This window comes from Sporolituus thermophilus DSM 23256, assembly GCF_900102435.1.
GTDB classification, from domain to species: domain Bacteria; phylum Bacillota; class Negativicutes; order Sporomusales; family Thermosinaceae; genus Thermosinus; species Thermosinus thermophilus.
Window position 1 is genome coordinate 122722 of the sequence record NZ_FNBU01000002.1, and the last position, 20597, is coordinate 143318.

The following is a 20597-nucleotide window of genomic DNA, read 5'->3' on the forward strand; positions in this document are numbered from 1 at the left end:
TCACCTTATGCGTCGCCGATAGTAATCAATCGCCACCTGCAAATCATCCCAGGCGTCGCCCCCAAACTTTTCCAACAGCGCTTCGGCCAACACCCAGGCTACTACGGCTTCGCCAACGACCGCCGCAGCAGGCACGGCGCAGACATCGCTCCGTTCCCGCGCCGCCGCTGCCGCTTGTTTGGTGCGTATGTCCACTGAAGCGAGCGGCCGCATCAACGTGGGGATAGGCTTCATTACCGCCCGTACGATGAGATTCTCACCATTACTGATACCGCCTTCCATTCCGCCGGCATTATTAGTCCTGCGATAATAGCCTCGCCCGGCTTCATAAAAAATTTCATCATGAGCCTGGCTGCCGGTCAAGGCCGCATAGGCAAAACCGGCGCCGACTTCTACACCCTTGACAGCAGGAATGGACATCACTGCCCCGGCCAAACGGGCATCTAAGCGGCGGTCCCAATGAACATGGCTGCCTAAACCGGGAAAAACGCCAAAAACAACGACCTCAAAAATCCCGCCAAGCGTGTCCCCATCCTGTCGGGCCCGGTCAATGGCTTCTTTCATCCGTTCTTCAGCATCCGCATCGAGGCAGTTCAGCGCCGAAGACTGAAGACGACTAGCCCATGCCGCCATATCGCCCGTTCTTATTCCGTCCGCCGCTGCCCAAATGCCGCCGATGTTCGTCACATGTGAAATTACCGTAATACCGGCGGCCTGTAACAGCTGTTTGGCCACCGCCCCCACGGCCACCCGCGCCGCCGTCTCCCTGGCGCTTGCTCTTTCCAGAATATCACGCATATCCTGGCGGTCATACTTAATAGCCCCCGCTAGATCGGCATGCCCCGGCCGGGCGGCGGTAACCGGCTGAGTGTCGTCTCCAGCCGAAGGGTCCATCCGTTGCCGCCAGTTTTCCCAGTCGCGGTTGCGGATGACCAGTGTCACCGGACTGCCAATAGTGACGCCAAACCGCACGCCAGACAAAATTTCCACCCGATCCTGTTCAATCTGCATACGGCCGCCGCGGCCGTACCCGCGCTGACGCCGCGCCAGTTCGTTATTAATTTGTGCAACGTCAATAGGCATGCCAGCCGGCAATCCCTCAATGATCGCTGTCAGAGCCGGACCATGCGACTCTCCGGCCGTTAAGAACCGTAACATACTATCACCTCTGCTTGGTAGCAGCCTGCGGCTGCGGCGAAATGCCGTAACTGAAAATAAGGACGGACAATTTGCTTTCCAGACTTCCCCCCCGGGATTGCATGGTCATATTGACGACCGAATTAAACCGTGCAGCGCTTTCTAGCTTGTTTAAAAAAGTAAGTGTCTGAAAGTAATTGCCTCTCACTAGTATCTCAACAGGAATCTGCCGGTATCCGTTTTTATTGGCCGGTAAGCCCGGTTGGACATGCAGCAGATGGACGCCGCTCTCTCTACTTGCCCGTTCGACTTCCATCAAAAAACCGCCTACATCCGGCTCATTAGGCAGCTTCTTTTCCGCTTCACCCAGTTTAGCGCCGAGTTCGGCCAGATAGCGGTCAGCATCGGGATGGGCCAGTGCAAAAGCTTCAAGCTGCTCTAGCTTTTCCCGCGCTAGGCGGTACTGGGCCGCCAGTTCGGCCCGTCTGGCCTGCTGTGGCAAAAAAATAAATATGCCGAATAGCCATAGCGCAGCAATGACAGCGACCATAAATAGGATAATCTTATGTTTAATCCCGATCTTGTCCAACCTGTCCACATTCATAACCCCTTAACTTTTACCGTCAGTTCAAACCGCGTAGCGGTTCGGTCGCCGTCCCGCTCGGCTTTGACCAAGACAGGCTCGGCAAAGATGTCGTCCTGTTCCAGTTTTTTTACATAAGCCGCTAAATCGGGGTAAGCCACGGCCATTCCTTTGATGCGCACGGCACCGTTGTCGGTCGCCGCTACCTCGGTAAGCCAAACCTCTGGCGGCGTCACTATCCCTAAGCGGGCCGCCAAAGCATACCAAGACAGGCGCTCTCGAGTCAACGCAACCAGAATATTATTCTTCGCATCCAGTCGCTGCTTCTTTGTTTGCGCGTCAAGCATCTTCGCCTGAAGCGGTCTGAGGAGTTCCAACTGATTGTGCGTTTGAACGATCGCCACTTCCAACTCCCGGATTTGATACCAGATATAGCCATATAAGCAAACGCAAACAAAAACAACTATTACGCCGGCGGCCGTAAACATCCGGCCCACCAGCCACTGCGGGCGACGCTCGCCAGGCGGCAGCAGGTTTATTTGGAGCATAGCCCACCTCCGCGCATGGCCAAACCGACAGCTACAGCAAATTGGGAAAAGTTTTCTTTTAAATACTGCGGATCAATTCCTCCATCAATTTTTAGCTGCGGCAAAAATGGTTGGTGATAAACAGGCAGCCCCAGTTGTGCCGCCAAATGGTGGGACAAATTATCTAGTTTTGAACCCCCGCCGCATACCAACACTTTCTCAATCCGCACCTCTTTGTTTTGCAATTGATAGTATTCTGCGGTACGAAGCACCTCTCGAGCCAAATCGTTAACGACCAATTCTAACTGCCGGTGCAGCTCAGATTGTTCCCCTTCCTGGTCAGGCCGCCGCAGCAGGCCCTTTTGCCGCCGTTTAAATCGCTCTGCTTCGCCAAATTCCAGGTCAAGGGCGCTGGCGGCTACCTCGGTAAACCGCCTGCCGCCGACAGCAATCGCCCGCATTACGGCCAGGCTCCCCTGCTGAAACACCGAGACCTGTGACAACTCGCAACCGATATCGATGACCAGAGCATTTTCCGCTTCTTCCAAAGTGCGATACAACGCCAAAGGTTCAATGTCTACCGCGACCGGCCTTAGGCCCAAATCTTTGGCTACGGTGGTAATACTATCCACAATGGCTCGGGGCGCCGCCACCAAAAGGACTTTTATTTCCAGTTCGCTCTTTCCCGGTCCGACAACGGCGAAATCATAGTAATAACTATCCGGCTCATACGGCACATATTTCTCGATATCCCATTTAATTGCTTCGCGCAGTTCTTCCTCATTCATGGCCGGAAACAGCATTTCGCGGACAAAAACGGACTTGCCGCCAACGGCAAACACCGCATCACGCGCGCGGGCGCCACTTACCACCAGCAGTTGGCGGAGCGTCTGGGCCAGCATGGCGCTGTCGACAATGTAGCCGTTTTCCATCACGCCGTCCGGTACGTCGACCATGCCTACAGCCATTACTAGCGGATGACCCCGTCGGAAGACAACTTCCGCCAGCTTGGCGGCGCCTGTGCCAATATCAATACCTAGCAAATGATCCGTTTTACGGGTAAATAACCGCTCTAATTTTTTCCACATAATTTCCCCTTTAGTCGTGATGGGGGTGGGCTTTAACAATTGTAATCGCGTGCGAGATTGCGGTGACGATATCCACACAAAACTGTTGCTCCAGCGCCTTAATGCGCGTAAAGGTCTCACCCTTTGTAGTTACAACATAACGAGGCGGCAAAAAGTTAAGAGCCAGAGCCGCAATATCGTACCGGCATTTTTCACATTTGCACAGATCTGGCTGGGCAGCAAGTACGTTATCTAACTGCTGCCACACTAGTTTTTCCATATAATTTTTCAGTTCCAAAACCATCCCCCCAGTTTTATTTTTGCACTTGAAAAGGCTTATAAGAATTTACCCGGAAAGGCTGCTCAGCACCGGTCACCGGCAAATTAAAATGCCCCATCAGGGTTTTGTTATAAGTAACGGTAGTGGGCTTGCTGCCACCGCCATGCACAATAATTTCCTTTTTGGCGATAGCTGAACCGTCTAGATCCACATCAGCGTGCAGATTTATGGAGCCGCCCGCCGATATGAGGACCACATTCTTTAGAATAGATCCGTTGTTTACAACGATATTGCCTAAGGCAATGATAAGGAACGCGCTGCTATCGCCGCCAATCACCGTTCCATTCTTAATTTCTATGTCGCCGGTGGCAAAAATTGTTGCATCGCCTTGAATAGACCCGCGACCGCTGTCAATTGTAAGTTTCAAGCCCAAGTAGTAATATTTACCGCGGTAATTGCCTGCCGACAAGGTTTGGCCCCCTGTCAAAACTTGCGCGCCTTGTTTATAGTCAGTGGCGTCAAAGGCGGGGAACGGTATTACCGGCGCGTTGGTTATAACCGGCGGGGTTCCCAATGTAGCACCATGGTTGGTAAATACCCCATGCACTTCCACTTTGCCGCTGATGTACGAACCGTTCTTAAGTTCCATGCTGCCATTGGAATGGGCCGCCCCTATCACCCGGGCCTTATTGTGAACTACCATGTTGCTGCCGGCAAAGGCCGAATAATCGTATACCGAACCATTCCCCGGAAGAGAAGGCAAACTAACGTCCAGCACCACCTGCCGCCGGGCCCGGTTTACCTGTCCGGTGGAAACGATCTTTTTCTGGCCGCTTGTTTCGCCAGGACTGACAATGACGGTAAAACTGCCATTGCCCTGCTCTTCCGTCAGGCCACCGGCGCCCGGATCCCAGGCGCTATTATTATATAATTCAATTAAGGCGCGCTTTGCTCCTGCCTCGGCCAGATACTGAGCGGCAATGCCGTCGCGAAAATTAGCCGCCGTAGACGTTTCCGTCATGCCAAGCACAGCATAAGCTGCTCCCAGTACGGCGAGAATCAGCATCGCCAGCATGGCAAGGATCGCCGCCGACCCTTTCTGACCTTTCAGGTAACGTCGCAATTGGGTACGCATTCAATTTCCTCCCCTCTGGCTACTCGGGGATGTTCAGACAAGTGACGGCAGTTGTAAATTCAGCTACTCCGCCCTGCTGGTCCGTCGCCTGTATCCTGACGGTGATAAGCCGGGGCCGTTCGACCGTAAATTCCAATAATGAAACGTTATTTTCGGAAACGGGATTGTCAACCGCGCCCCGCGTGCGATATAGCGTATGTAAATTAGCGCCGGCGGTTGTGCCTAAACCAAAAGTAACCGTTTCGCCGTCAGCGTTGATAAACGTAATGTGGTCGACAACTCCCGTTGTTGCCGCATCGGGGTAAATAATCTGTTTCGCATAGCGCAATTCCCGCACCATGGTATCGACCGCAACGCGGGTAGCCTGTTGGAGTTCAATATGGCCGGTGCCTATACGGGCCGAAAACAAGAGTCCCGAAAGTAAACTGCTGACAGCGGTGAGTACCACCACGGTAAGCGCCAATCCCACGATTAATTCAACATAAGTAAATCCGCCCTGCTTAAACCGTCGTCCAAACATTTTTGTCAACCGCCCTATATTCCCGGGTATTGCGGAATCTCTTCCAGTAAATTGGTATGGAGTTCCAAACGGTAAGTCCTGCCGTTATTTTGCCATTCAACGTTAACGCTGGCCTTATACAGTTTCCCTTTGGCGTAAGCGTGGGCCGTATCGAGCGTCTTCGACCATATTACCTTGTAGTCCCGGTTATTGCGTTTCTCCGTAAACTCCGGCAAAGCAAACACCTGCCCGGCTTTCAGCTTCTCCAGCGTCTCCTGGGCCAGATAAGCGGCCGTGGCATATTCTTCGGCACTGATGCCGGATTGGGTTGCCTGAACAAACATACTGGCAATCGCCAAGAGGGCCACGGTAATAATGACGATAGCGACAACAACCTCGAGCATTAAAAAACCTCGTTGGCTAGAACAAGCGCACAGCAGCGGCAACCTCCGTCTATTCGGTGTCGGCTGTATCGCTGACGCGGACCCGCCCGGTGATTGAGGCGACAACGACATATTTATAGCCCCCTTTAGTGCTTTGCAGCAAAATGGACGTTCCTTTAAGCGGCGCTCCTGTCGAACCAAACTTCAGCTGCTGCGGCGGACTGACAATTGAAACCGATGCCGGCAGCACCACCCGTTTGAACGTATCCTCGGGCATCGGGTTTAGCGGATTGGTAGCGTTATACCAGGTGATTCGGTATTCATTGTTTTGGATAAACATCTTATAATCGGCTTTATTATCAGGGTCATTGATTGAAAGCTGCTGGAGATAGCGAATGTCAGCCGCCAAATTGCGGGCAGCATAGTCAAGTTCATGGGCGGCCAAAAAATTGCCAATCATCGGCATGGCAAGGGTAGCGGCAATCCCGAGGATGGCGATTACGATAACGGTTTCAATGAGCGTAAAACCCCGCTGCATTGCCTCACCTCATAAAATGCTGAAAGTACCATCGCAGTATCTGCCAGCCATAGAGACCGGCAATAAGAGCGCCCAGGGCGAGAAAAGGGCCGAAAGGAATAAAATCCTTGCGGCCTTTGCGTTTCAATGTCAGCAGCACGATACCGCCGACGCCGCCCAGCAGGAAAGACAATAGTAATGCCAGCAGCGTCAGTTTCCAGCCTAGCCACAAGCCCAGGCAAGCGGCAAATTTAATATCTCCGCCCCCCATGCCGCCGCGGCTGGCAATGGCAATCACGAGCAGCAAACCGCCGCCAAGCAGGCTGCCGGCAATCATGTCGGTAAGACCGGTAAAACCTAACCCCATATTTATGGCAACACCAGTTCCCGCCAGCCAGATAAGCACTTTGTCGAGGATAAGCTGGTGGTCGTAGTCGATGAAGGCGATAACAATGAGAAATGAAATAAAAATAAGGGCTTTCACTAATTCCGGGCCTAACCCGGTTACTTGGAAACACCATATAAATAAAAAAGCAGTCAGGAGTTCCACCAGAAGGTACCGCACCGAAAAAGCTGCGCCGCAATACCGGCAGCGGCCCCGCAGGGCAATATAACTAATTACAGGGATTAAATCCCCGAACTTTAGGCGCGTGCCGCAGGCGAAACAGTGAGAAGGCGGAGTAATGATTGATCTGCCTTGCGGCAGACGGTAGATGCAGACATTGAGGAAACTGCCGATAACGAGACCAAGGAGGAAAATAAACAAGGTAAGCAAAGGCGTTTCTCCTTAACGCAAAGTAGGGAGCCAAGGCGGCATAAGGCCGCCTTGGCATATGTCGGAATTATGGCCAGTTGGTGCTATCTGAGTAATAGTTCGAACCATTGATTGTGGCATAGGCCCGGCCTACTGCTGGGTTAAAAGTATACGTCACGGCCCCTAAATTTTTATATTTTGCGGGTGGCTGCGGCGCCGCCGTCAAGTAGCCACCGGTTACTAAAGTTGCAATATCCGCCGGGTAAGCATTATTCTTAGCGTAATAAACCGCAGCGGCACTATCGATTGTCCGCAAATCGGCTTTCATTTTCGATAAATTGGCAGAATCCGTAGTGTCAGCAAACCTCGGAACTGCAATTGCCGCTAAAATTCCTATAATAGCAACCACGACCATTAACTCCACCAGCGTAAAACCCTTTTGCCCTTTCATGGCCTTTCGCATGTTTCTCAGCATGAATTTCACCTCCTTTCCATGTTATAAAGTACGGTTGAAATTGGTTATGACATCAAAGAGCGGCAAAACGACGGCAATAATGATAAAACCGATTACCACTCCCAATATCCCGATCAATAGCGGCTCGAGCATACTGCTTAACCGGCTGACAATGTCGTCCACGTCACTCTCGTAAAATTCGGCGATTTTTTCCAGCATTTTATCTAGTTCGCCCGTTTCTTCGCCGATAGCCACCATTTGCACGACCATCGGCGTGAAAATGCTGCTGGCGCCGAGGGGCGCCGCCAGCCCCAAGCCGTCGCGGATACTGGCCTGAGCCGAAGTAAGCGCGTTAATCATTGTCAAATTGGCTGTCGTCTTTTTTACTACGTCCAGGGCACTAATAATGGGAACGCCGCCGCGCACTAATGTCCCAAGCGTTCGACTAAACCGGGCAATAGCAATTTTCCGTAGCAACATACCAAAAATCGGCAAATAAAGTACTATTTGGTCAACCGCCGGTCTAATGCGAGGCTGCCGTGCTAAAAGGACCACACCGTAAGTACTGATGGCAACGGCCATAAAGAAAATCGGCCAGTAATTGCGTAAGAATTGACTGATGCCCAGCAGGATCCGAGTGGGCAGTGGCAACTCAACTTTCAAGTTGTTAAATAAAGTCATAAAAGTGGGAAAAACAAAAGTTAAAATAAAAGTTACCGATAAAGCGGCCATGGCAATGACTACTGCCGGATAGACAAGCGCCGACTTGACTTTCTCGTTGAGTTTGTGTTCTTTCTCGAAATGTACGGCCAGGCGGTTTAAGACATCGTCAAGGACGCCACCCAGCTCCCCCGCTTCCACCATGCTCACCATGATGACCGGAAAGACCTGGGAATGTGTACCAAGCGCCCGGGAAAGGGTTTCCCCTTCCTGAACCTTGCGGTAGACGTCTTGGACGGCCGCCTTCAGTTTTGGATTGTACGTCTGTTCGATCAAGATACTCAAACAAGTAAGGAGCGGGAGCCCCGCGTCCACCATTGTCGCAAACTGACGGCAAAATAAAGCGAGGTCTTTGACGGTTACCCGCCTTACTAAATTGATAAGATTGTGAATGGAGAAGGACACCTTCTTTTCTTTTATCTGAGTTACAAAATATCCCTGGTTACGAATATACGCTGCAACGGCAGCCTCGTTTTCGGCCAAAATAGTACCTGTCATCACTTGTCCGGTACGGTCTTTGGCTTTATATTCAAACGGTTTGGCCACCTGTTCCACTCCTGTCAAAAGCGTCTACCGTATCATATTCTGTAAACGCTGAAATGATTATCCATTAATCAGCTTCAGGAACATTTCCTGGTCCATTGCCCGTGCCAGGGCATCTTCCCTGCTAATAAGGCCGCTCCGGTACAAATCGCGCAACGCCAAGTCCATAGACTGCATTCCTTGCTTGCCGCCGGTTTGGATAACCGAAAGAAGTTGATGGGTTTTGCCCTCCCGGATAAGGTTGCGCACTGCCGGCGTAGCCACAAGCACTTCCAAGGCGGCCACCCGACCCCTTCCGTCCTGACGGGGTAAGAGCTGCTGGGCAATAATCCCCTGGAGGGTAAGGGAGAGCTGCACCCTGATTTGCTGTTGCTGATAAGGCGGAAAGGCATCGATAATCCGGTCAACTGTCTGAGCCGCGTCAGCGGTGTGCAAAGTGGCAAAGACCAGATGGCCTGTTTCCGCCGCCGTCACCGCAATGGCAATGGTTTCCGCGTCCCGCATCTCCCCGACCAGGATAACGTCGGGGTCCTCGCGCAGGGCAGCGCGGAGGGCATTGGCGAAAGAACGGGTGTCGGTGTTTATTTCCCGCTGGTTGACAATGCTCTTTTTATGCTGGTGCAGGTACTCGATGGGGTCCTCCAAAGTGATGATATGACACGACCGTTCGCTGTTAATGAGATCAATCATAGCCGCCAGCGTTGTTGACTTGCCGCTTCCCGTCGGACCGGTTACCAATACCAGTCCCCGCGGCTTACGGGCCAGCGTTTTTATTACTTCAGGGTGGCCCAGTTCGTTAAGGGTAGGTACTTTCTCGGCAACAACCCGGACGGCTATGGCCGTAAAGCCGCGTTGCCGGAAAGCGTTCACGCGGAAACGGCTAAATCCAGCGATCGCATAGGAAAAATCGATTTCTCCCTGTTTACGGAATTTTTCTTGCTGCTGTGCATTAGCTATGGATTTGAAAAGTTGATCTGTTTCGTCGGCAGTAAGTGGTGACCAGTCCGTATGGACAAGATTACCGTGAATACGAAAGACCGGTGGCACCCCCACGGTAATATGAATGTCTGAAGCCTGGCGCTGCACCGCTTCCCGTAATAAACCTTCCAGTGTCATTTAATTAGCCCCCGTATTCGCCAGTATAAGCAACACGCATAACCTCTTCTATGGTTGTTATTCCCGCTAAGGCCTTGTCAATGCCGTCCTGGCGCATGGTATGCATGCCTTCCTGCTTGGCGACCGCTGCCAGTTCGTCGCTGGATGTCCGCCGGTTGATAAGCTCCCGCAAACTCGGGCTAACCTTCATCACTTCGTGAATAGCTACTCGGCCGCGATACCCGGTATGACTGCAACGCGGGCAGCCAGCGCCGCGGTATAGCGTAATTTCCTGACCAGGCAAATATCCAAGAAACAACCGCTCCGGCGATTCAGCCTCCGGACTGTATGGCTTCTTGCAATCCGGACAAATGACCCGTACCAACCGCTGGGCCACGACGCCCAAAACGGACGAAGCCACTAAAAATGGTTCGACGCCCATATCGATCAACCGGGTTATCGCCCCCGGCGCATCGTTGGTATGGAGGGTAGTAAAAACCAAATGACCGGTTAAGGCGGCCCTGATGGCAATATCCGCTGTCTCGGCATCGCGGATTTCCCCCACCATGACGATATTGGGGTCTTGGCGCAGTATTGACCGCAAACCGCTAGCGAAGGTTAAACCGGCCTTATAATTGACTTGCACCTGATTGATCCCGTCAAGGCGGTATTCCACCGGGTCTTCGACCGTAATAATGTTTTGGCCGGGAGAATTAATTTCCGTCAAAGTGGAATACAGCGTAGTCGTCTTGCCTGAGCCGGTAGGCCCGGTGATAAGAATCATGCCGTAAGACTGGGAGTACATTTGCCGGTACCGTTTAAGATTCGCCGGGGAAAACCCTAGCTTGTTAATATCAAGAATAACCGCCCGCTTATCCAATAGGCGCATTACTACTTTTTCGCCCAGAATAGTAGGGAGAGTAGATACACGAATATCAATATCGCGGCCTGCTTCCTGAACTTTAATTCGTCCGTCCTGGGGCACGCGTTTTTCGGCAATGTCCATTTCGCTCATAATTTTTATCCTTGAGACAATTGCCGCGTGAACATGGCGGGGAAAGGTGACCACTTCCCGCAAAACACCGTCCACCCGGAAGCGCACCCGCAAGTGTTTCTCCTGTGGCTCTATATGGATATCACTGGCCCGTTCTTTAACGGCCTGGCTAATGAGAGAATTGACGATACTGACTACCGGCGCGTCATCGGAGGTAGTAACTTCGACAATATTACCCGTATCTTCCGGGCGCAGTTTGTTCACCGCTTTTTCTACCAGCTCTTTTACACCATAAGTTTCGCTGATCGCCCGAACGATCTCTTTCTCCGCGGCAATAACCGGCTCGACTTCACAGCCGGAAACCATGCGGACATCGTCAATGGCATAAAAGTTGGTAGGATCTACCATGGCCAGCGTCAGTTTGCGGCCTTCTTTTTTGATCGGTATTACTTGGTAGCGCTCCGCCAGGGAAGCCGGAATAGCCGCCGCTGCCTCCGGATTTGGTTGGATGCTTCTCAAATCGATATGAGGTACCCCAAGCTGAAATTCGAGGACCTCAATCATACTGTCCTCAGTTATATACCCGAGGTTGATCAGAACTTTCCCCAGCCGCTCCCCCGTCTTTTTTTGCACGTTAAGGGCTTTGTCGAGCTGCTCGGGCGTTATGAGACCTGCTTCAAGCAATAAATCGCCTAAGCGTTTCCGTGTTTTCACCATGCCCGCCCCCATAAACGAAAAACAACCGCCACCAGCAAAAACGTTATTTTGCATCTGGTCGGTTGCACTACTTGCTCGGTCTGGACTAAGTGCCCACATTACCGTCCGGACTTCATCACACCCATTGCAGTATTCTTTTGGCTGCGTATATATTCGTAATAAATTGGTAAAAATCCTGCAATGAAGCGGACGGGTTTACAATATTTCAAAGAACTGTTAATTCATGTAACCGTTGTTTTAAGCTCCCGGCCATAACCTCCCGCGGCGCCTCGCGGCCTGTCCACAGAGTAAAAGCCAAAGCGCCCTGCTCGACCAGCATGCCAACACCGCCTACCGTTTGGTGTCCGCGCCTGGCGGCCTCGTGCAAAAACCGGGTCTCATTCGGATTGTAAATTAAATCACAGACAACGGCTCTAGGATTGAGTTTTTTCCATTCAATATCAGGCATCTCATGACTATTGGGCCACATTCCCACCGGCGTGCAATTGATAATTATATCACAGTCGGCCAAATGACGGCTAAGTTCTCCAGCCAGCCAGGGGGATGATGAAATGGTCTTGTAATCGGCGGCAAAAGAAGCCGCCAGCGCTGCCGCTTTATCTTCGTTACGCGCTACGACGGTAACCCATGCTGCGTTATTATGGATAAGCCCGGCGGCCACGGCGCGGGCGGCCCCGCCCGCCCCCAACAGAACGACTCTTTTTCCGTTCGGCTTGACGCCAGCCGCCGCAAGAGCGGCAATAAAAGCGGCGGCGTCAGTATTATGGCCAGCTGTCCGCCCGTCTTCGATGACAATAGTATTTACGGCGCCAACCATGCGGGCGGTATCGTCCAAGGCGTCTAAATGCGCCATAACTGCCACTTTATGGGGGATGGTAACATTGGCTCCGGCAAACCCCATGGCCTTCAACCCGGCGATAGCGGCGCCAAGATCATCAGGTTTTACCGCTAAGGGTAAATACACATAATCCAGCCCCAGGTACCGGAAAGCCGCATTCTGCATCGCTGGCGAAAACGAATGCTCTACCGGCCAGCCCAGGAGGGCAACGGGTTTGGTCTTGCCGGTAATCATAGATACACCTCCGGCCGCCGGTCCTGCCAGACCGACATTTTCTCCCGTGCCTTCGCGACTAACGCAAAGTCGGCCTCGGCATACAGAATCGTTTCTTCCTCTCCGCCTTCCGCCAAAACTTCTCCCGACGGCCCGATAAGCATCGAATGGCCGTAGAAAGGATTCCCCTTGTGCTCGCCAACGCAATTGACAACGCAAAGAAATACCTGGTTTTCGATAGCCCGGGCGCGGCTTAACAAATGCCAGTGCTCGCCGCGGGCGGCCGGCCACTCAGCAGGAAGAAAGATGATTTTTACCCCTTCTTGCGTAAGCGAGCGAAACAATTCAGGAAACCGCAAGTCATAGCAAATGGCAATACCAGCCGTGACCCCATTTAAATTAAAAGTACACCGGCGATCACCGGCGGCAAAAAAACGTTCTTCCCCCATCATACTGAAGAGGTGGATCTTTCGGTACTCGGCGGCAACATTTCCGTCCGGACCTATTACTACCGCGCCGTTATAAACTTTTTCGTTTTTTCGTAGCGGTATGGAGCCGGCAATGATATAAGTGCCATATTTCCTGGAAATATTTAGCATTTCACTGATCGTCGGACCTTCAACATCCTCGGCCCACTTGTCCACGTCCCGCAAGGCATACCCGGTTGTCCAAATCTCCGGCAGGACGACAACATCTGCCCGGGCTGCTCCTTCCCGAGCTAACGCCAGCCCGCGGCGGCGATTTTCATCGACGGCGCCGGCAATAACTTTCATCTGTACCAACGCAATACGCATTTTATCACCCTGTTCTTATTTCATGAGTCCTTTGGCCCGTAATAGTAGCACGGCCAATTTTTCGAACTGCCTCTGGATTTTTGTTCCGATAAACTCCTTTGTCGCCAGCGGCTTCACCCAAATGGTATAAAGGCCAAGGCGGTTACCGCCTAAAATATCGGTAAACAATTGGTCACCGACCACAGCCACCTGATCAGGCTGCAGACCTAAAACAACAAGTGCCTGGCGAAAACCCGCTTTGGCCGGTTTATACGCCCGCGAAACAAAGGGAAGGTTAAACCGCTGAGCAATCTCTTTAACCCTTTTCTGCCAGTTATTGGACACGATAGCGACCTTAAATCCTTTTGCTTGTACTTCGTTCAACCAGTCGGTGATGCGCGGACACATTTCCAGACTGTTCCACGGAACAATAGTGTTGTCCAAATCGAAAATAATGCCGCGTATACCCCGCTTTTCCAGGTCATTTAGGTCAATCTCATGCAATGTGTTTACAGTCGTATCCGGACACAACAGTCTGTACACCCCGCCACCCCCATAGGATCACTCAGGAAAATTATATGAAGATTATAACACGAGTAATCAAAAAAACTAAAGATTACTTCCAGGTAAACAGCCATGGGCAACATTTTTTGTCTCGTTTGATTACCTTTATCCATTCGGCACACTGCTCATCTTAAAATTATTATAAGAAATTAGTCAAAATATGTCGAAAAAATCTTAGATATAAAACGCCAAGCTCGTTGCGGGCAAAACTAGTGAAGCCAGACAGGAGTAAAAGTGTATGGCGGGACTATAATGCTCCCATAGGGTGAGACACAAAAAAGAAAAAATAAGTTATAATGGGAGCATGAACAAGAGAAATCAGTATTCAGCCGAATTTAAAACCAAAGTCGTTCTGGAAGCCCTCCGGGAGGAGGGAACTGTGAACGAGATCGCTGCCCGGCATGGAGTGAATCCTGTCATGGTCAGTCGCTGGAAAGCCGAATTCCTGGAGCGAGCTGCAGAGGTGTTTAAGAAAGGTCCCTCAACTGCCGAAAAGGAATTGGAAAGCGAAAGAGAACGGGTAGCACAACTGGAACGCAAAATCGGTCAGCTGACCTATGAGGTCGACTGGCTAAAAAAAAAATCTGACGAAATCCTCAATCGCAAGCGACCGTAAGGCCTTTGTAGAACTCGATAATACAAACATCACCGTGAAGCGCCAGGCGGAGCTTCTTGAAATCAACCGGACCAGCGTCTACCGCAAACCGGCAAAGCCAACTGTCAGCGAGCGAGATCTATGGATCATGCGCCGGATTGATGAAATCCATACTGCTGAACCTACTTGGGGCTATCGTACAATTACCCGCATTCTGCAGCACGAGGATATTATCATCAACCGGAAGAAAGTCCGGAGACTCATGCGGGATATGGGCATTTACGCCATCTATCCTAAGCCCAACCTCAGCAAGCGCTATCATGCCCAATACGTTCGGCCATATCTTCTCAGGAACCTTGAAATCACAAGACCAAACCAGGTGTGGGGCGTCGACATAACCTACATCCGTATGAAGAAAGGCTTCATGTACCTCTTCGTTATCATCGACTGGTACAGCCGCTACATTGTCGATTACGAGCTGTCCAGCACGCTGGATAAATCCTTCGTCCTCGGTTGCCTGAAGCGTGCGCTGGCCATTCAAAAGCCGGAGATCATCAACAGCGACCAGGGCAGCCATTTCACCAACCCAGATTACATCAAACTGCTCGACGAAGCCGGTGTGAGGATTTCTATGGACGGAAAAGGCCAGTGCCTCGACAATGCTAGGACGGAGCGTTTTTTCCGGACCTTGAAGTATGACAGGATCTATATTAACGAGTATGAGACACCACGGGAGTTGCGGGCCATGTTGAGAGATTACATAAAAACTTATAATAATTACCGTCCGCATCCTCGTTGGGCGGTGAAAGTCCAGCCCGGTATTATTTTGGAAATGGGCTCCAAGGAGCTATTTCATATCAAGAAGCACGGAAAGGAGCATAACTTAATTTTTTTAATCCGTGTCTTGACAACGGGGGGCATTATATACTTTCCATCAAGGCCGCCATCCATTGCGGCGGTGGCTGCCCAATACCGCCTCCATCAGTCGAAGTGGTAGAGAACGTTGGGCCTTTTGAAGCCACGATGAAGGAGTATATTCAACGTTTTATAAAGAAATAACTTTTGCTTCTGTGTTGTCAGGGTTATCAGGCAGTTATAACCTACAAAAAGGTATTAGCAAAATTGCCGTATATCCCCTAAATTCAGTTATGGGGGATATACGGCAATTTCTCTTGAAAAAAGTTATATTGGAGTAATCATACTTAAAACTTTCGCTGCTCGCGCTACCATTAAGCATGCGCTCTAATCGCAAATGTAGGGTGTTGCCGCAGGAAACTTAAATAACTGCCACTTTTTTCCAACCATCGAAAGTTATTTAGCCGCTTTGAGACGGGTAATTTCGGTTTCTTGGCGGAACAAGCGGTCGTTAAGAACCATAATACTAGCGTTGACTTCGGCAATATCCTCTTTTGTGGCCATGTTAGCCTGGATAGTTGTTACCTGTGTCTGTAGAGCATCAAACTTAGTTTCAAGGCCGCTGACTTTAGTTTCAAGAGCATTGACCTTAATTTCTAAATTATTGACTTTAATTTCTAGATTATCTACTTTAGTTTCCAAATTTCCGACTTTAGCTTCCAGATTATTGACTTTAGCTTCTAAATTACCGACTTTAGTTTCCGGATTATTGACCTGGCCACAAAGTTTATCAACGTTAGCAGATACGTTATGCAATTGAGCATCTAATTCTGCGGTGCGATGAAGCAGAGCCTCAATAAAACGAGAGTTTTCATTAAGCTGCCCTTTTATGCTCGTTAGTTCTTGAAGTACTAACTTTTGGAATTCCTCGTTGCTCATAAATCACCCGTCCTTATAAATCGGTGCAATATTATTGTACCATTGGCAGGACAAGCAGTACAAGAATCAGATTCGCCGGTGCCTTTCCTAAAACTATCCAATTTTTATCGGCGTTTTCCGGGTGGTATCCACCAGCCGTCATACTGCTTATATTTTTGGCGCAAGGTATATAATTCGTTACGGCTAGCTATATATCGTCCCTTGATTTCTTCCAGCAGAGCGCCGTGCTCCTTCATACCGGCAAGGGAAAACCGGGAATGTTCACGTTGACCAAACTGGACAGTGAACTGTCCGCCTTCTAAATACAGCCGGCCGAATGCCCCACACATAGGACAGTGCACGGTACCGTCCGGTGACAACTTCAGCAGCGAACTCCCGCATTCCCGGCAAGAACACCCTGCCGCTTCTTCTGTCTGTTCCGCGCCTGACACCAGGCGCTGCGCCAACAGCCTTGCCTTGTGCAACACTTCCGGCTTTGCCGCCTCGCCGGGATTGGCCGCCTGCACGGCCATGCTACCGACAACGTCCAGATGAAGAAACCGCGCAAAATTTATAGTCGCTTCCCTGGCATAACCATCCCAGCCCGCTACGCCGTAAGTTACTACCACTATGCATTTTTTACCCGCAAATTCATCCCCATTCTGGAGAACCGAAATCAACCTGTCACCAATCACCTTTAAGCTGGTATGCGTGCCGAGAAAATAACACGGCGCTCCAATGATGATCGCGTCGGCCGTTCGGATATTGTCTAGTAAAAATTGCAAATCATCTCCAATAATGCAGGATTTATCCGCCCCCAGACATGCGTAGCAGGCCTGGCACTGACCGATGTTAAGATCCGGCAACCTAATCATGGCCTTTTCCACAGTATCAGGCAGTGCAGCCAGCATTTCTTTGACCAATATCTCTGAATTGCCAAGTTTGCGGGCAGAAGCCACTAACCCTAATACCTTCATAATTATGTCCCCTCTCTTGTGGTTGATCCTGGTAATATAGCAAATTCTATCCAGCCGGGCTAAATCCTCCGGCTATGGACTCTATGTCACCAATCGATATCATCAGGATATTCCACTTCCTGAAGTTCTATTTCATCAACCGGACAGTTATATTCTTTCGCCGCTCTTAAAACCTCACTTTTAATCGCCTTATATTCATCCCCTTGCTCCGCTAATCGCTTTGCCATCACAGATATATTTTTCAAGCGTTTCTCTTTATTCATAGCCAGAAACCTACAATTGAGTACATCCACATATTGCGTAGCATAGTCGTCAGTCAACATATAGCTTTGATTCATAAGATTCATCATCCGGCTAAAGGCCGCTTCTGAGACAACGGTTTTAATGCATTTTGCAACCGCCGCTTGTAACAAGCGCATCGACGTTACAAATCGAGGCACACCCCTACAAGACAGATGCACACAAAAATACTCCCCATTTCTGGGGAGTGTAAATAGTATGATTTGGTATGCCCGTCGGATTTAAAACAAAAATCTGCATTCCGGGCGGAAAAGCCCAACAATCGCCCGTTATTTGTTCTCTTCAACGTAAAGATTCTTAGATAATTTGCTGATTGCCCTTTTTTCGATTCTCGAAACATAGGAACGGGAAATACCTAAAAGCTTGGCAATATCACGCTGCGTCTTGCGGCTGCCATCCGGCATGCCGAAACGCATCTCCAATACCCACTTTTCTCGTTTGCTCAGGCGGTGAATTTCCTTGTTAAGGCGCTCAGTCTCGCACTGATTTTCCACTGCTTCGGCCACAACATCCGGCGCGGTGCCAAGAACATCAATAAGAGTTATCTCATTACCTTCTTTGTCGACCCCGATCGGATCGTATAAGCTAACTTCCGAACGTATTCGCCGCGTGCTTCTTAAGTGCATCAAAATCTCGTTCTCGATGCAGCGGGCTGCATATGTAGCCAGCCTGATTTTCTTGGCTTGGTCAAAAGTATTGATTGCCTTAATCAGTCCAATTGTGCCGATAGAAATAAGGTCATCGACATCTTCGCCGGTATTGTCAAATTTTTTAACGATGTGTGCCACCAGTCTAAGATTTCGTTCAATCAAAACATTCTTGGCTTTTTCGTCTCCTGCCTTCAGTCTTTCTAGGTAAACCTGCTCTTCTTTTTCCGAGAGCGGCAACGGAAATGTATTGTTAGTAATATAGGAGACAAGGAGCGCGATTCCCTTTAAAACCGAAGCTGCCAAAACAGCAAAGAAAGATACCAAGCCATCACCCCCGCTGACAATTCGTCGGTTCATTGTATGGGTGATCGGCCGGTTCTGTGCCTGTCAACAGCACTTGTTTTCAATGGTTTTTCCTGGCAGAAGCCGAGATACTTGCGCCACTATGGATTAATGCTTTATAATCGCAGCAGGACGGTGATTTTTATGGGACAGTTTATTGGCGACATAGGTGTACTTTTTGCCGCCATATTGGTCATCTTATACATGATGTGGGATAAAATTTTTCACGATTAATTCTAACCCGAAACCGATGCCGTTGGCATTGCCATCATTTTCAGGGCGTCTTCCAGTGCCGTGGCAATAATTTTACTTAACTTCATGACAATGGATAGAGGCGTGCTTTGTAAATCCAAATAACCAATTTTACCGCCGGCATTGACAACGCCAATGATAGAAATATTACCCACACATGGGAGCCGATTGCCGACAGCAATACCTGCTTCTAAGCCGCCTTCCCAAACTTCGATATTGCCGATTTCACTGGCCTTGCCTAAGCAGGCGTCTACGGCAATAATGAGCGGATGGTGATACCGGTTATTGATAATGTTAATTGTTTCTACCAGATTGCCGGCATGCACGGGATGGTCAAGACAGCCATATACGGTATAGTCGGTGTGCTCTTTCAAATACGATCCTACTAGCGGCCCGAGGGCATCCCCTGTATACCGATCGGAACCAATACATAAGACGATTAGATGACGTGCATTAATACCTTCCTGCCGGCCAAGCAACGTCATCAGATGAGCCCCAATCACCTGGCGGGCATTCGTATCCTCAAAGTGTGCCGTCAGCTTTGTCGCCTTGTTCTTTCCCATCGTCCCTCTCCTCTTAAAACTGTCTTTGTAAACTCTATGCGTGCTGGGAAAGATTTATGGCAAAAAAACAGCAGGGTACCCACGCTTGTCCCTGCCATTACATATAACTTTTACTTATACCTAAACTTATATTATTTATAATTTATCGCAATTTTATGTGAAATATTTATACAAACCCATGTTATAATTAGCACAGGACAAATCCGTAGGAGGTCATAACAATGCAACTTGGGCAGTTTGATCTATTCTGCCAGGTAGCCCGGGTAAAAAGTTTTTCGAAAGCAGCCAAACTCCTGCACATCTCTCAGCCCGCAATCAGCGCCCAAATCCACTCCATGGAGGAGTATTACGGCATAAAACTTTTTGAGCGAACACCACACGGCGTTATTCTGACCGAGGCCGGAGCCACCCTTTTTGAATACGCCAAACAAATTCTCGAACTGCATGAAGACCTGGAACGTAAACTCTCCAGTATTGCTGACGAAAAAAACCAGCGGCTTATCATCGGTGCTACCGCTACCGTGGGCAGTCACGCATTGGCCTGCGGCATTTGGACTTTTAAGGACAAATATCCCGAACTGCAAATTAATCTTGAAATTGGCAGTCTCCAAGAAATGATTGCCAAAATTTACGACAAAACAATTGATTTAGCCATTATCGAGTGTCCGGTAGCAAACTACAAAGGAATTACCAAAAAATCCGTTTTTACAGATGAATTGGTAGCGATTGTTCCCAACAACGAACAATGGGCGGGTAAAACGAGCGTCACCATTGAAGAGCTTACTAAAAGCCGCCTCATCCTACCGGAAGAGGGATCGGAGCTGCACTATATTCTCGACCAAGCTCTCGAACCGCTTAACTTAAAATTTGTCAATCTGAAACCACGTATCACAATCAGCAATTCCAATGCCATTAAGTCGGCTGTGGAAAAAGGCCATGGCGTTTCCATATGTCTTCGTCTGACGGTGCAGAAGGAACTGCGCCATGGAACTCTGCTGGCCTTACCGATAGAAAACATTGCGCAAAGCGTCGAATACAACTTAGTATACCGTGACGCCGACTTGTCCGGTATTGCCAAACGCTTCATCAGATTTATAACTTTACCAGGCGAACTGGAAGTTTGCTAACACTTGGTGATTTTAACCTGCCAAATCCCCTTTTCGACTTCCTCCACATCAAATTTGTAGCCTTGTTTATCCGCCCAGGCCAACAAGTTGCGAACTGAGCGGCTAAAATCCGATTCGATGACCAGCACATCGCCACTTTTCAATTTATCCATCTTGGCTTGGGCCATATGTAGCGGATGGGGGCAAATTTCACCTAACATATCGAGATAATGTATCGCCATGCCA

General features: G+C 49.9%; 24 protein-coding genes, 1 pseudogene and 1 riboswitch. Of the genes and pseudogenes, 2 read left to right on the plus strand and 23 right to left on the minus strand.

Annotated features, from left to right (window positions below; genetic code table 11):
- The 17 genes from aroC to BLQ99_RS01980 all read right to left on the minus strand — a co-directional run bounded on the left by aroC (window position 1) and on the right by BLQ99_RS01980 (window position 13772).
- On the minus strand, window positions 1–1158 hold the full coding sequence (gene aroC / locus BLQ99_RS01900) for a chorismate synthase (RefSeq protein ID WP_093687580.1): 1158 nt from the start codon (window positions 1156–1158) through the stop codon (window positions 1–3).
- A 4-nt stretch (window positions 1159–1162) separates the two neighbouring features.
- Entirely contained in the window at window positions 1163–1735 is a 573-nt protein-coding gene (locus BLQ99_RS01905; RefSeq protein WP_171904568.1) for a type IV pilus inner membrane component PilO, read from the minus strand.
- A 2-nt stretch (window positions 1736–1737) separates the two neighbouring features.
- A complete protein-coding gene (locus BLQ99_RS01910) occupies window positions 1738–2268 on the minus strand; it encodes a PilN domain-containing protein (RefSeq protein ID WP_093687584.1) in 531 nt (176 codons plus the stop codon).
- Complete coding sequence (gene pilM / locus BLQ99_RS01915) at window positions 2256–3335, minus strand: type IV pilus assembly protein PilM (RefSeq protein WP_093687586.1); 1080 nt, start codon at window positions 3333–3335, stop codon at window positions 2256–2258. Before pilM ends, BLQ99_RS01910 begins: the two co-directional genes overlap by 13 nt.
- Window positions 3336–3345: 10 nt before the next feature.
- Window positions 3346–3618, minus strand: a complete 273-nt coding sequence (locus BLQ99_RS01920; RefSeq protein ID WP_093687588.1) for a late competence development ComFB family protein — start codon at window positions 3616–3618, stop codon at window positions 3346–3348.
- 10 nt (window positions 3619–3628) lie between these two features.
- Entirely contained in the window at window positions 3629–4729 is a 1101-nt protein-coding gene (locus BLQ99_RS01925; protein ID WP_093687590.1) for a pilus assembly PilX N-terminal domain-containing protein, read from the minus strand.
- Between the two features lie 19 nt (window positions 4730–4748).
- Entirely contained in the window at window positions 4749–5249 is a 501-nt protein-coding gene (locus tag BLQ99_RS01930) for a PilW family protein (protein WP_093687592.1), read from the minus strand.
- A gap of 14 nt (window positions 5250–5263) precedes the next feature.
- Complete coding sequence (locus BLQ99_RS01935) at window positions 5264–5632, minus strand: hypothetical protein (RefSeq protein WP_093687594.1); 369 nt, start codon at window positions 5630–5632, stop codon at window positions 5264–5266.
- A 49-nt stretch (window positions 5633–5681) separates the two neighbouring features.
- Window positions 5682–6149 (minus strand): prepilin-type N-terminal cleavage/methylation domain-containing protein, encoded by a 468-nt coding sequence (locus BLQ99_RS01940; RefSeq protein ID WP_093687596.1) that lies wholly within the window; start codon window positions 6147–6149, stop codon window positions 5682–5684.
- A gap of 4 nt (window positions 6150–6153) precedes the next feature.
- Complete coding sequence (locus BLQ99_RS01945; protein ID WP_093687598.1) at window positions 6154–6903, minus strand: prepilin peptidase; 750 nt, start codon at window positions 6901–6903, stop codon at window positions 6154–6156.
- A gap of 67 nt (window positions 6904–6970) precedes the next feature.
- A complete protein-coding gene (locus BLQ99_RS15355) occupies window positions 6971–7357 on the minus strand; it encodes a competence type IV pilus major pilin ComGC (protein WP_093687600.1) in 387 nt (128 codons plus the stop codon).
- A 21-nt stretch (window positions 7358–7378) separates the two neighbouring features.
- A complete protein-coding gene (locus BLQ99_RS01955) occupies window positions 7379–8602 on the minus strand; it encodes a type II secretion system F family protein (protein WP_093687602.1) in 1224 nt (407 codons plus the stop codon).
- Between the two features lie 57 nt (window positions 8603–8659).
- Complete coding sequence (locus BLQ99_RS01960; RefSeq protein WP_171904570.1) at window positions 8660–9715, minus strand: type IV pilus twitching motility protein PilT; 1056 nt, start codon at window positions 9713–9715, stop codon at window positions 8660–8662.
- A 4-nt stretch (window positions 9716–9719) separates the two neighbouring features.
- Window positions 9720–11405, minus strand: a complete 1686-nt coding sequence (gspE, locus tag BLQ99_RS01965) for a type II secretion system ATPase GspE (protein ID WP_093687820.1) — start codon at window positions 11403–11405, stop codon at window positions 9720–9722.
- 47 nt (window positions 11406–11452) lie between these two features.
- A riboswitch (cyclic di-GMP riboswitch) is annotated at window positions 11453–11536 on the minus strand.
- 74 nt (window positions 11537–11610) lie between these two features.
- Complete coding sequence (locus tag BLQ99_RS01970; RefSeq protein WP_093687604.1) at window positions 11611–12477, minus strand: shikimate dehydrogenase; 867 nt, start codon at window positions 12475–12477, stop codon at window positions 11611–11613.
- Window positions 12474–13250 (minus strand): carbon-nitrogen family hydrolase, encoded by a 777-nt coding sequence (locus BLQ99_RS01975; RefSeq protein WP_093687606.1) that lies wholly within the window; start codon window positions 13248–13250, stop codon window positions 12474–12476. The genes BLQ99_RS01970 and BLQ99_RS01975 overlap by 4 nt, the downstream gene beginning before the upstream one ends.
- 15 nt (window positions 13251–13265) lie before the next feature.
- Entirely contained in the window at window positions 13266–13772 is a 507-nt protein-coding gene (locus tag BLQ99_RS01980; RefSeq protein ID WP_093687608.1) for a YqeG family HAD IIIA-type phosphatase, read from the minus strand.
- 325 nt (window positions 13773–14097) lie between these two features.
- On the opposite strand from BLQ99_RS01980, the pseudogene BLQ99_RS01985 reads away from it, so the two are divergent.
- Window positions 14098–15270: pseudogene (locus tag BLQ99_RS01985) on the plus strand (IS3 family transposase).
- Between the two features lie 429 nt (window positions 15271–15699).
- On the opposite strand, the gene BLQ99_RS01990 reads toward BLQ99_RS01985, so the two are convergent.
- The 5 genes from BLQ99_RS01990 to yyaC form a co-directional block, all read right to left on the minus strand.
- The gene (locus BLQ99_RS01990) at window positions 15700–16182 is read right to left on the minus strand and encodes a hypothetical protein (RefSeq protein ID WP_093687610.1); all 483 of its coding nucleotides are present in this window, start codon (window positions 16180–16182) and stop codon (window positions 15700–15702) included.
- A gap of 104 nt (window positions 16183–16286) precedes the next feature.
- The gene (locus tag BLQ99_RS01995; protein WP_093687612.1) at window positions 16287–17138 is read right to left on the minus strand and encodes a flavodoxin family protein; all 852 of its coding nucleotides are present in this window, start codon (window positions 17136–17138) and stop codon (window positions 16287–16289) included.
- A gap of 86 nt (window positions 17139–17224) precedes the next feature.
- On the minus strand, window positions 17225–17599 hold the full coding sequence (locus BLQ99_RS02000) for a DUF6904 family protein (protein WP_143005857.1): 375 nt from the start codon (window positions 17597–17599) through the stop codon (window positions 17225–17227).
- Window positions 17600–17707: 108 nt separating this feature from the next.
- A complete protein-coding gene (sigK, locus tag BLQ99_RS02005) occupies window positions 17708–18412 on the minus strand; it encodes an RNA polymerase sporulation sigma factor SigK (protein ID WP_093687616.1) in 705 nt (234 codons plus the stop codon).
- Window positions 18413–18666: 254 nt separating this feature from the next.
- On the minus strand, window positions 18667–19245 hold the full coding sequence (gene yyaC, locus BLQ99_RS02010) for a spore protease YyaC (RefSeq protein ID WP_007289152.1): 579 nt from the start codon (window positions 19243–19245) through the stop codon (window positions 18667–18669).
- Window positions 19246–19466: 221 nt separating this feature from the next.
- Here yyaC and BLQ99_RS02015 point away from each other — a divergent pair, with 221 nt between their 5' ends.
- Window positions 19467–20372, plus strand: coding sequence for a LysR family transcriptional regulator (locus BLQ99_RS02015; protein WP_093687618.1), 906 nt, complete (start codon window positions 19467–19469; stop codon window positions 20370–20372).
- Here the strand turns inward: BLQ99_RS02015 and BLQ99_RS02020 are convergent.
- Complete coding sequence (locus BLQ99_RS02020) at window positions 20369–20593, minus strand: sulfurtransferase TusA family protein (protein ID WP_245690216.1); 225 nt, start codon at window positions 20591–20593, stop codon at window positions 20369–20371. The genes BLQ99_RS02015 and BLQ99_RS02020 overlap by 4 nt on opposite strands.
- Window positions 20594–20597 lie beyond the last annotated feature (4 nt).

Bases quoted from the DNA above. Each gene is read 5' to 3' on its own strand.
- aroC (WP_093687580.1), bottom strand. From the start codon at position 1,158: ATGTTACGGTTCTTAACGGCCGGAGAGTCGCATGGTCCGGCTCTGACA.
- BLQ99_RS01910 (WP_093687584.1), bottom strand. From the start codon at position 2,268: ATGCTCCAAATAAACCTGCTGCCGCCTGGCGAGCGTCGCCCGCAGTGG.
- pilM (WP_093687586.1), bottom strand. From the start codon at position 3,335: ATGTGGAAAAAATTAGAGCGGTTATTTACCCGTAAAACGGATCATTTG.
- BLQ99_RS01920 (WP_093687588.1), bottom strand. From the start codon at position 3,618: ATGGTTTTGGAACTGAAAAATTATATGGAAAAACTAGTGTGGCAGCAG.
- BLQ99_RS01925 (WP_093687590.1), bottom strand. From the start codon at position 4,729: ATGCGTACCCAATTGCGACGTTACCTGAAAGGTCAGAAAGGGTCGGCG.
- BLQ99_RS01930 (WP_093687592.1), bottom strand. From the start codon at position 5,249: ATGTTTGGACGACGGTTTAAGCAGGGCGGATTTACTTATGTTGAATTA.
- BLQ99_RS01935 (WP_093687594.1), bottom strand. From the start codon at position 5,632: ATGCTCGAGGTTGTTGTCGCTATCGTCATTATTACCGTGGCCCTCTTG.
- BLQ99_RS01940 (WP_093687596.1), bottom strand. From the start codon at position 6,149: ATGCAGCGGGGTTTTACGCTCATTGAAACCGTTATCGTAATCGCCATC.
- BLQ99_RS15355 (WP_093687600.1), bottom strand. From the start codon at position 7,357: ATGCTGAGAAACATGCGAAAGGCCATGAAAGGGCAAAAGGGTTTTACG.
- BLQ99_RS01960 (WP_171904570.1), bottom strand. From the start codon at position 9,715: ATGACACTGGAAGGTTTATTACGGGAAGCGGTGCAGCGCCAGGCTTCA.
- gspE (WP_093687820.1), bottom strand. From the start codon at position 11,405: ATGGTGAAAACACGGAAACGCTTAGGCGATTTATTGCTTGAAGCAGGT.
- BLQ99_RS01970 (WP_093687604.1), bottom strand. From the start codon at position 12,477: ATGATTACCGGCAAGACCAAACCCGTTGCCCTCCTGGGCTGGCCGGTA.
- BLQ99_RS01975 (WP_093687606.1), bottom strand. From the start codon at position 13,250: ATGCGTATTGCGTTGGTACAGATGAAAGTTATTGCCGGCGCCGTCGAT.
- BLQ99_RS01990 (WP_093687610.1), bottom strand. From the start codon at position 16,182: ATGAGCAACGAGGAATTCCAAAAGTTAGTACTTCAAGAACTAACGAGC.
- BLQ99_RS01995 (WP_093687612.1), bottom strand. From the start codon at position 17,138: ATGAAGGTATTAGGGTTAGTGGCTTCTGCCCGCAAACTTGGCAATTCA.
- yyaC (WP_007289152.1), bottom strand. From the start codon at position 19,245: ATGGGAAAGAACAAGGCGACAAAGCTGACGGCACACTTTGAGGATACG.
- BLQ99_RS02015 (WP_093687618.1), top strand. From the start codon at position 19,467: ATGCAACTTGGGCAGTTTGATCTATTCTGCCAGGTAGCCCGGGTAAAA.
- BLQ99_RS02020 (WP_245690216.1), bottom strand. From the start codon at position 20,593: ATGGCGATACATTATCTCGATATGTTAGGTGAAATTTGCCCCCATCCG.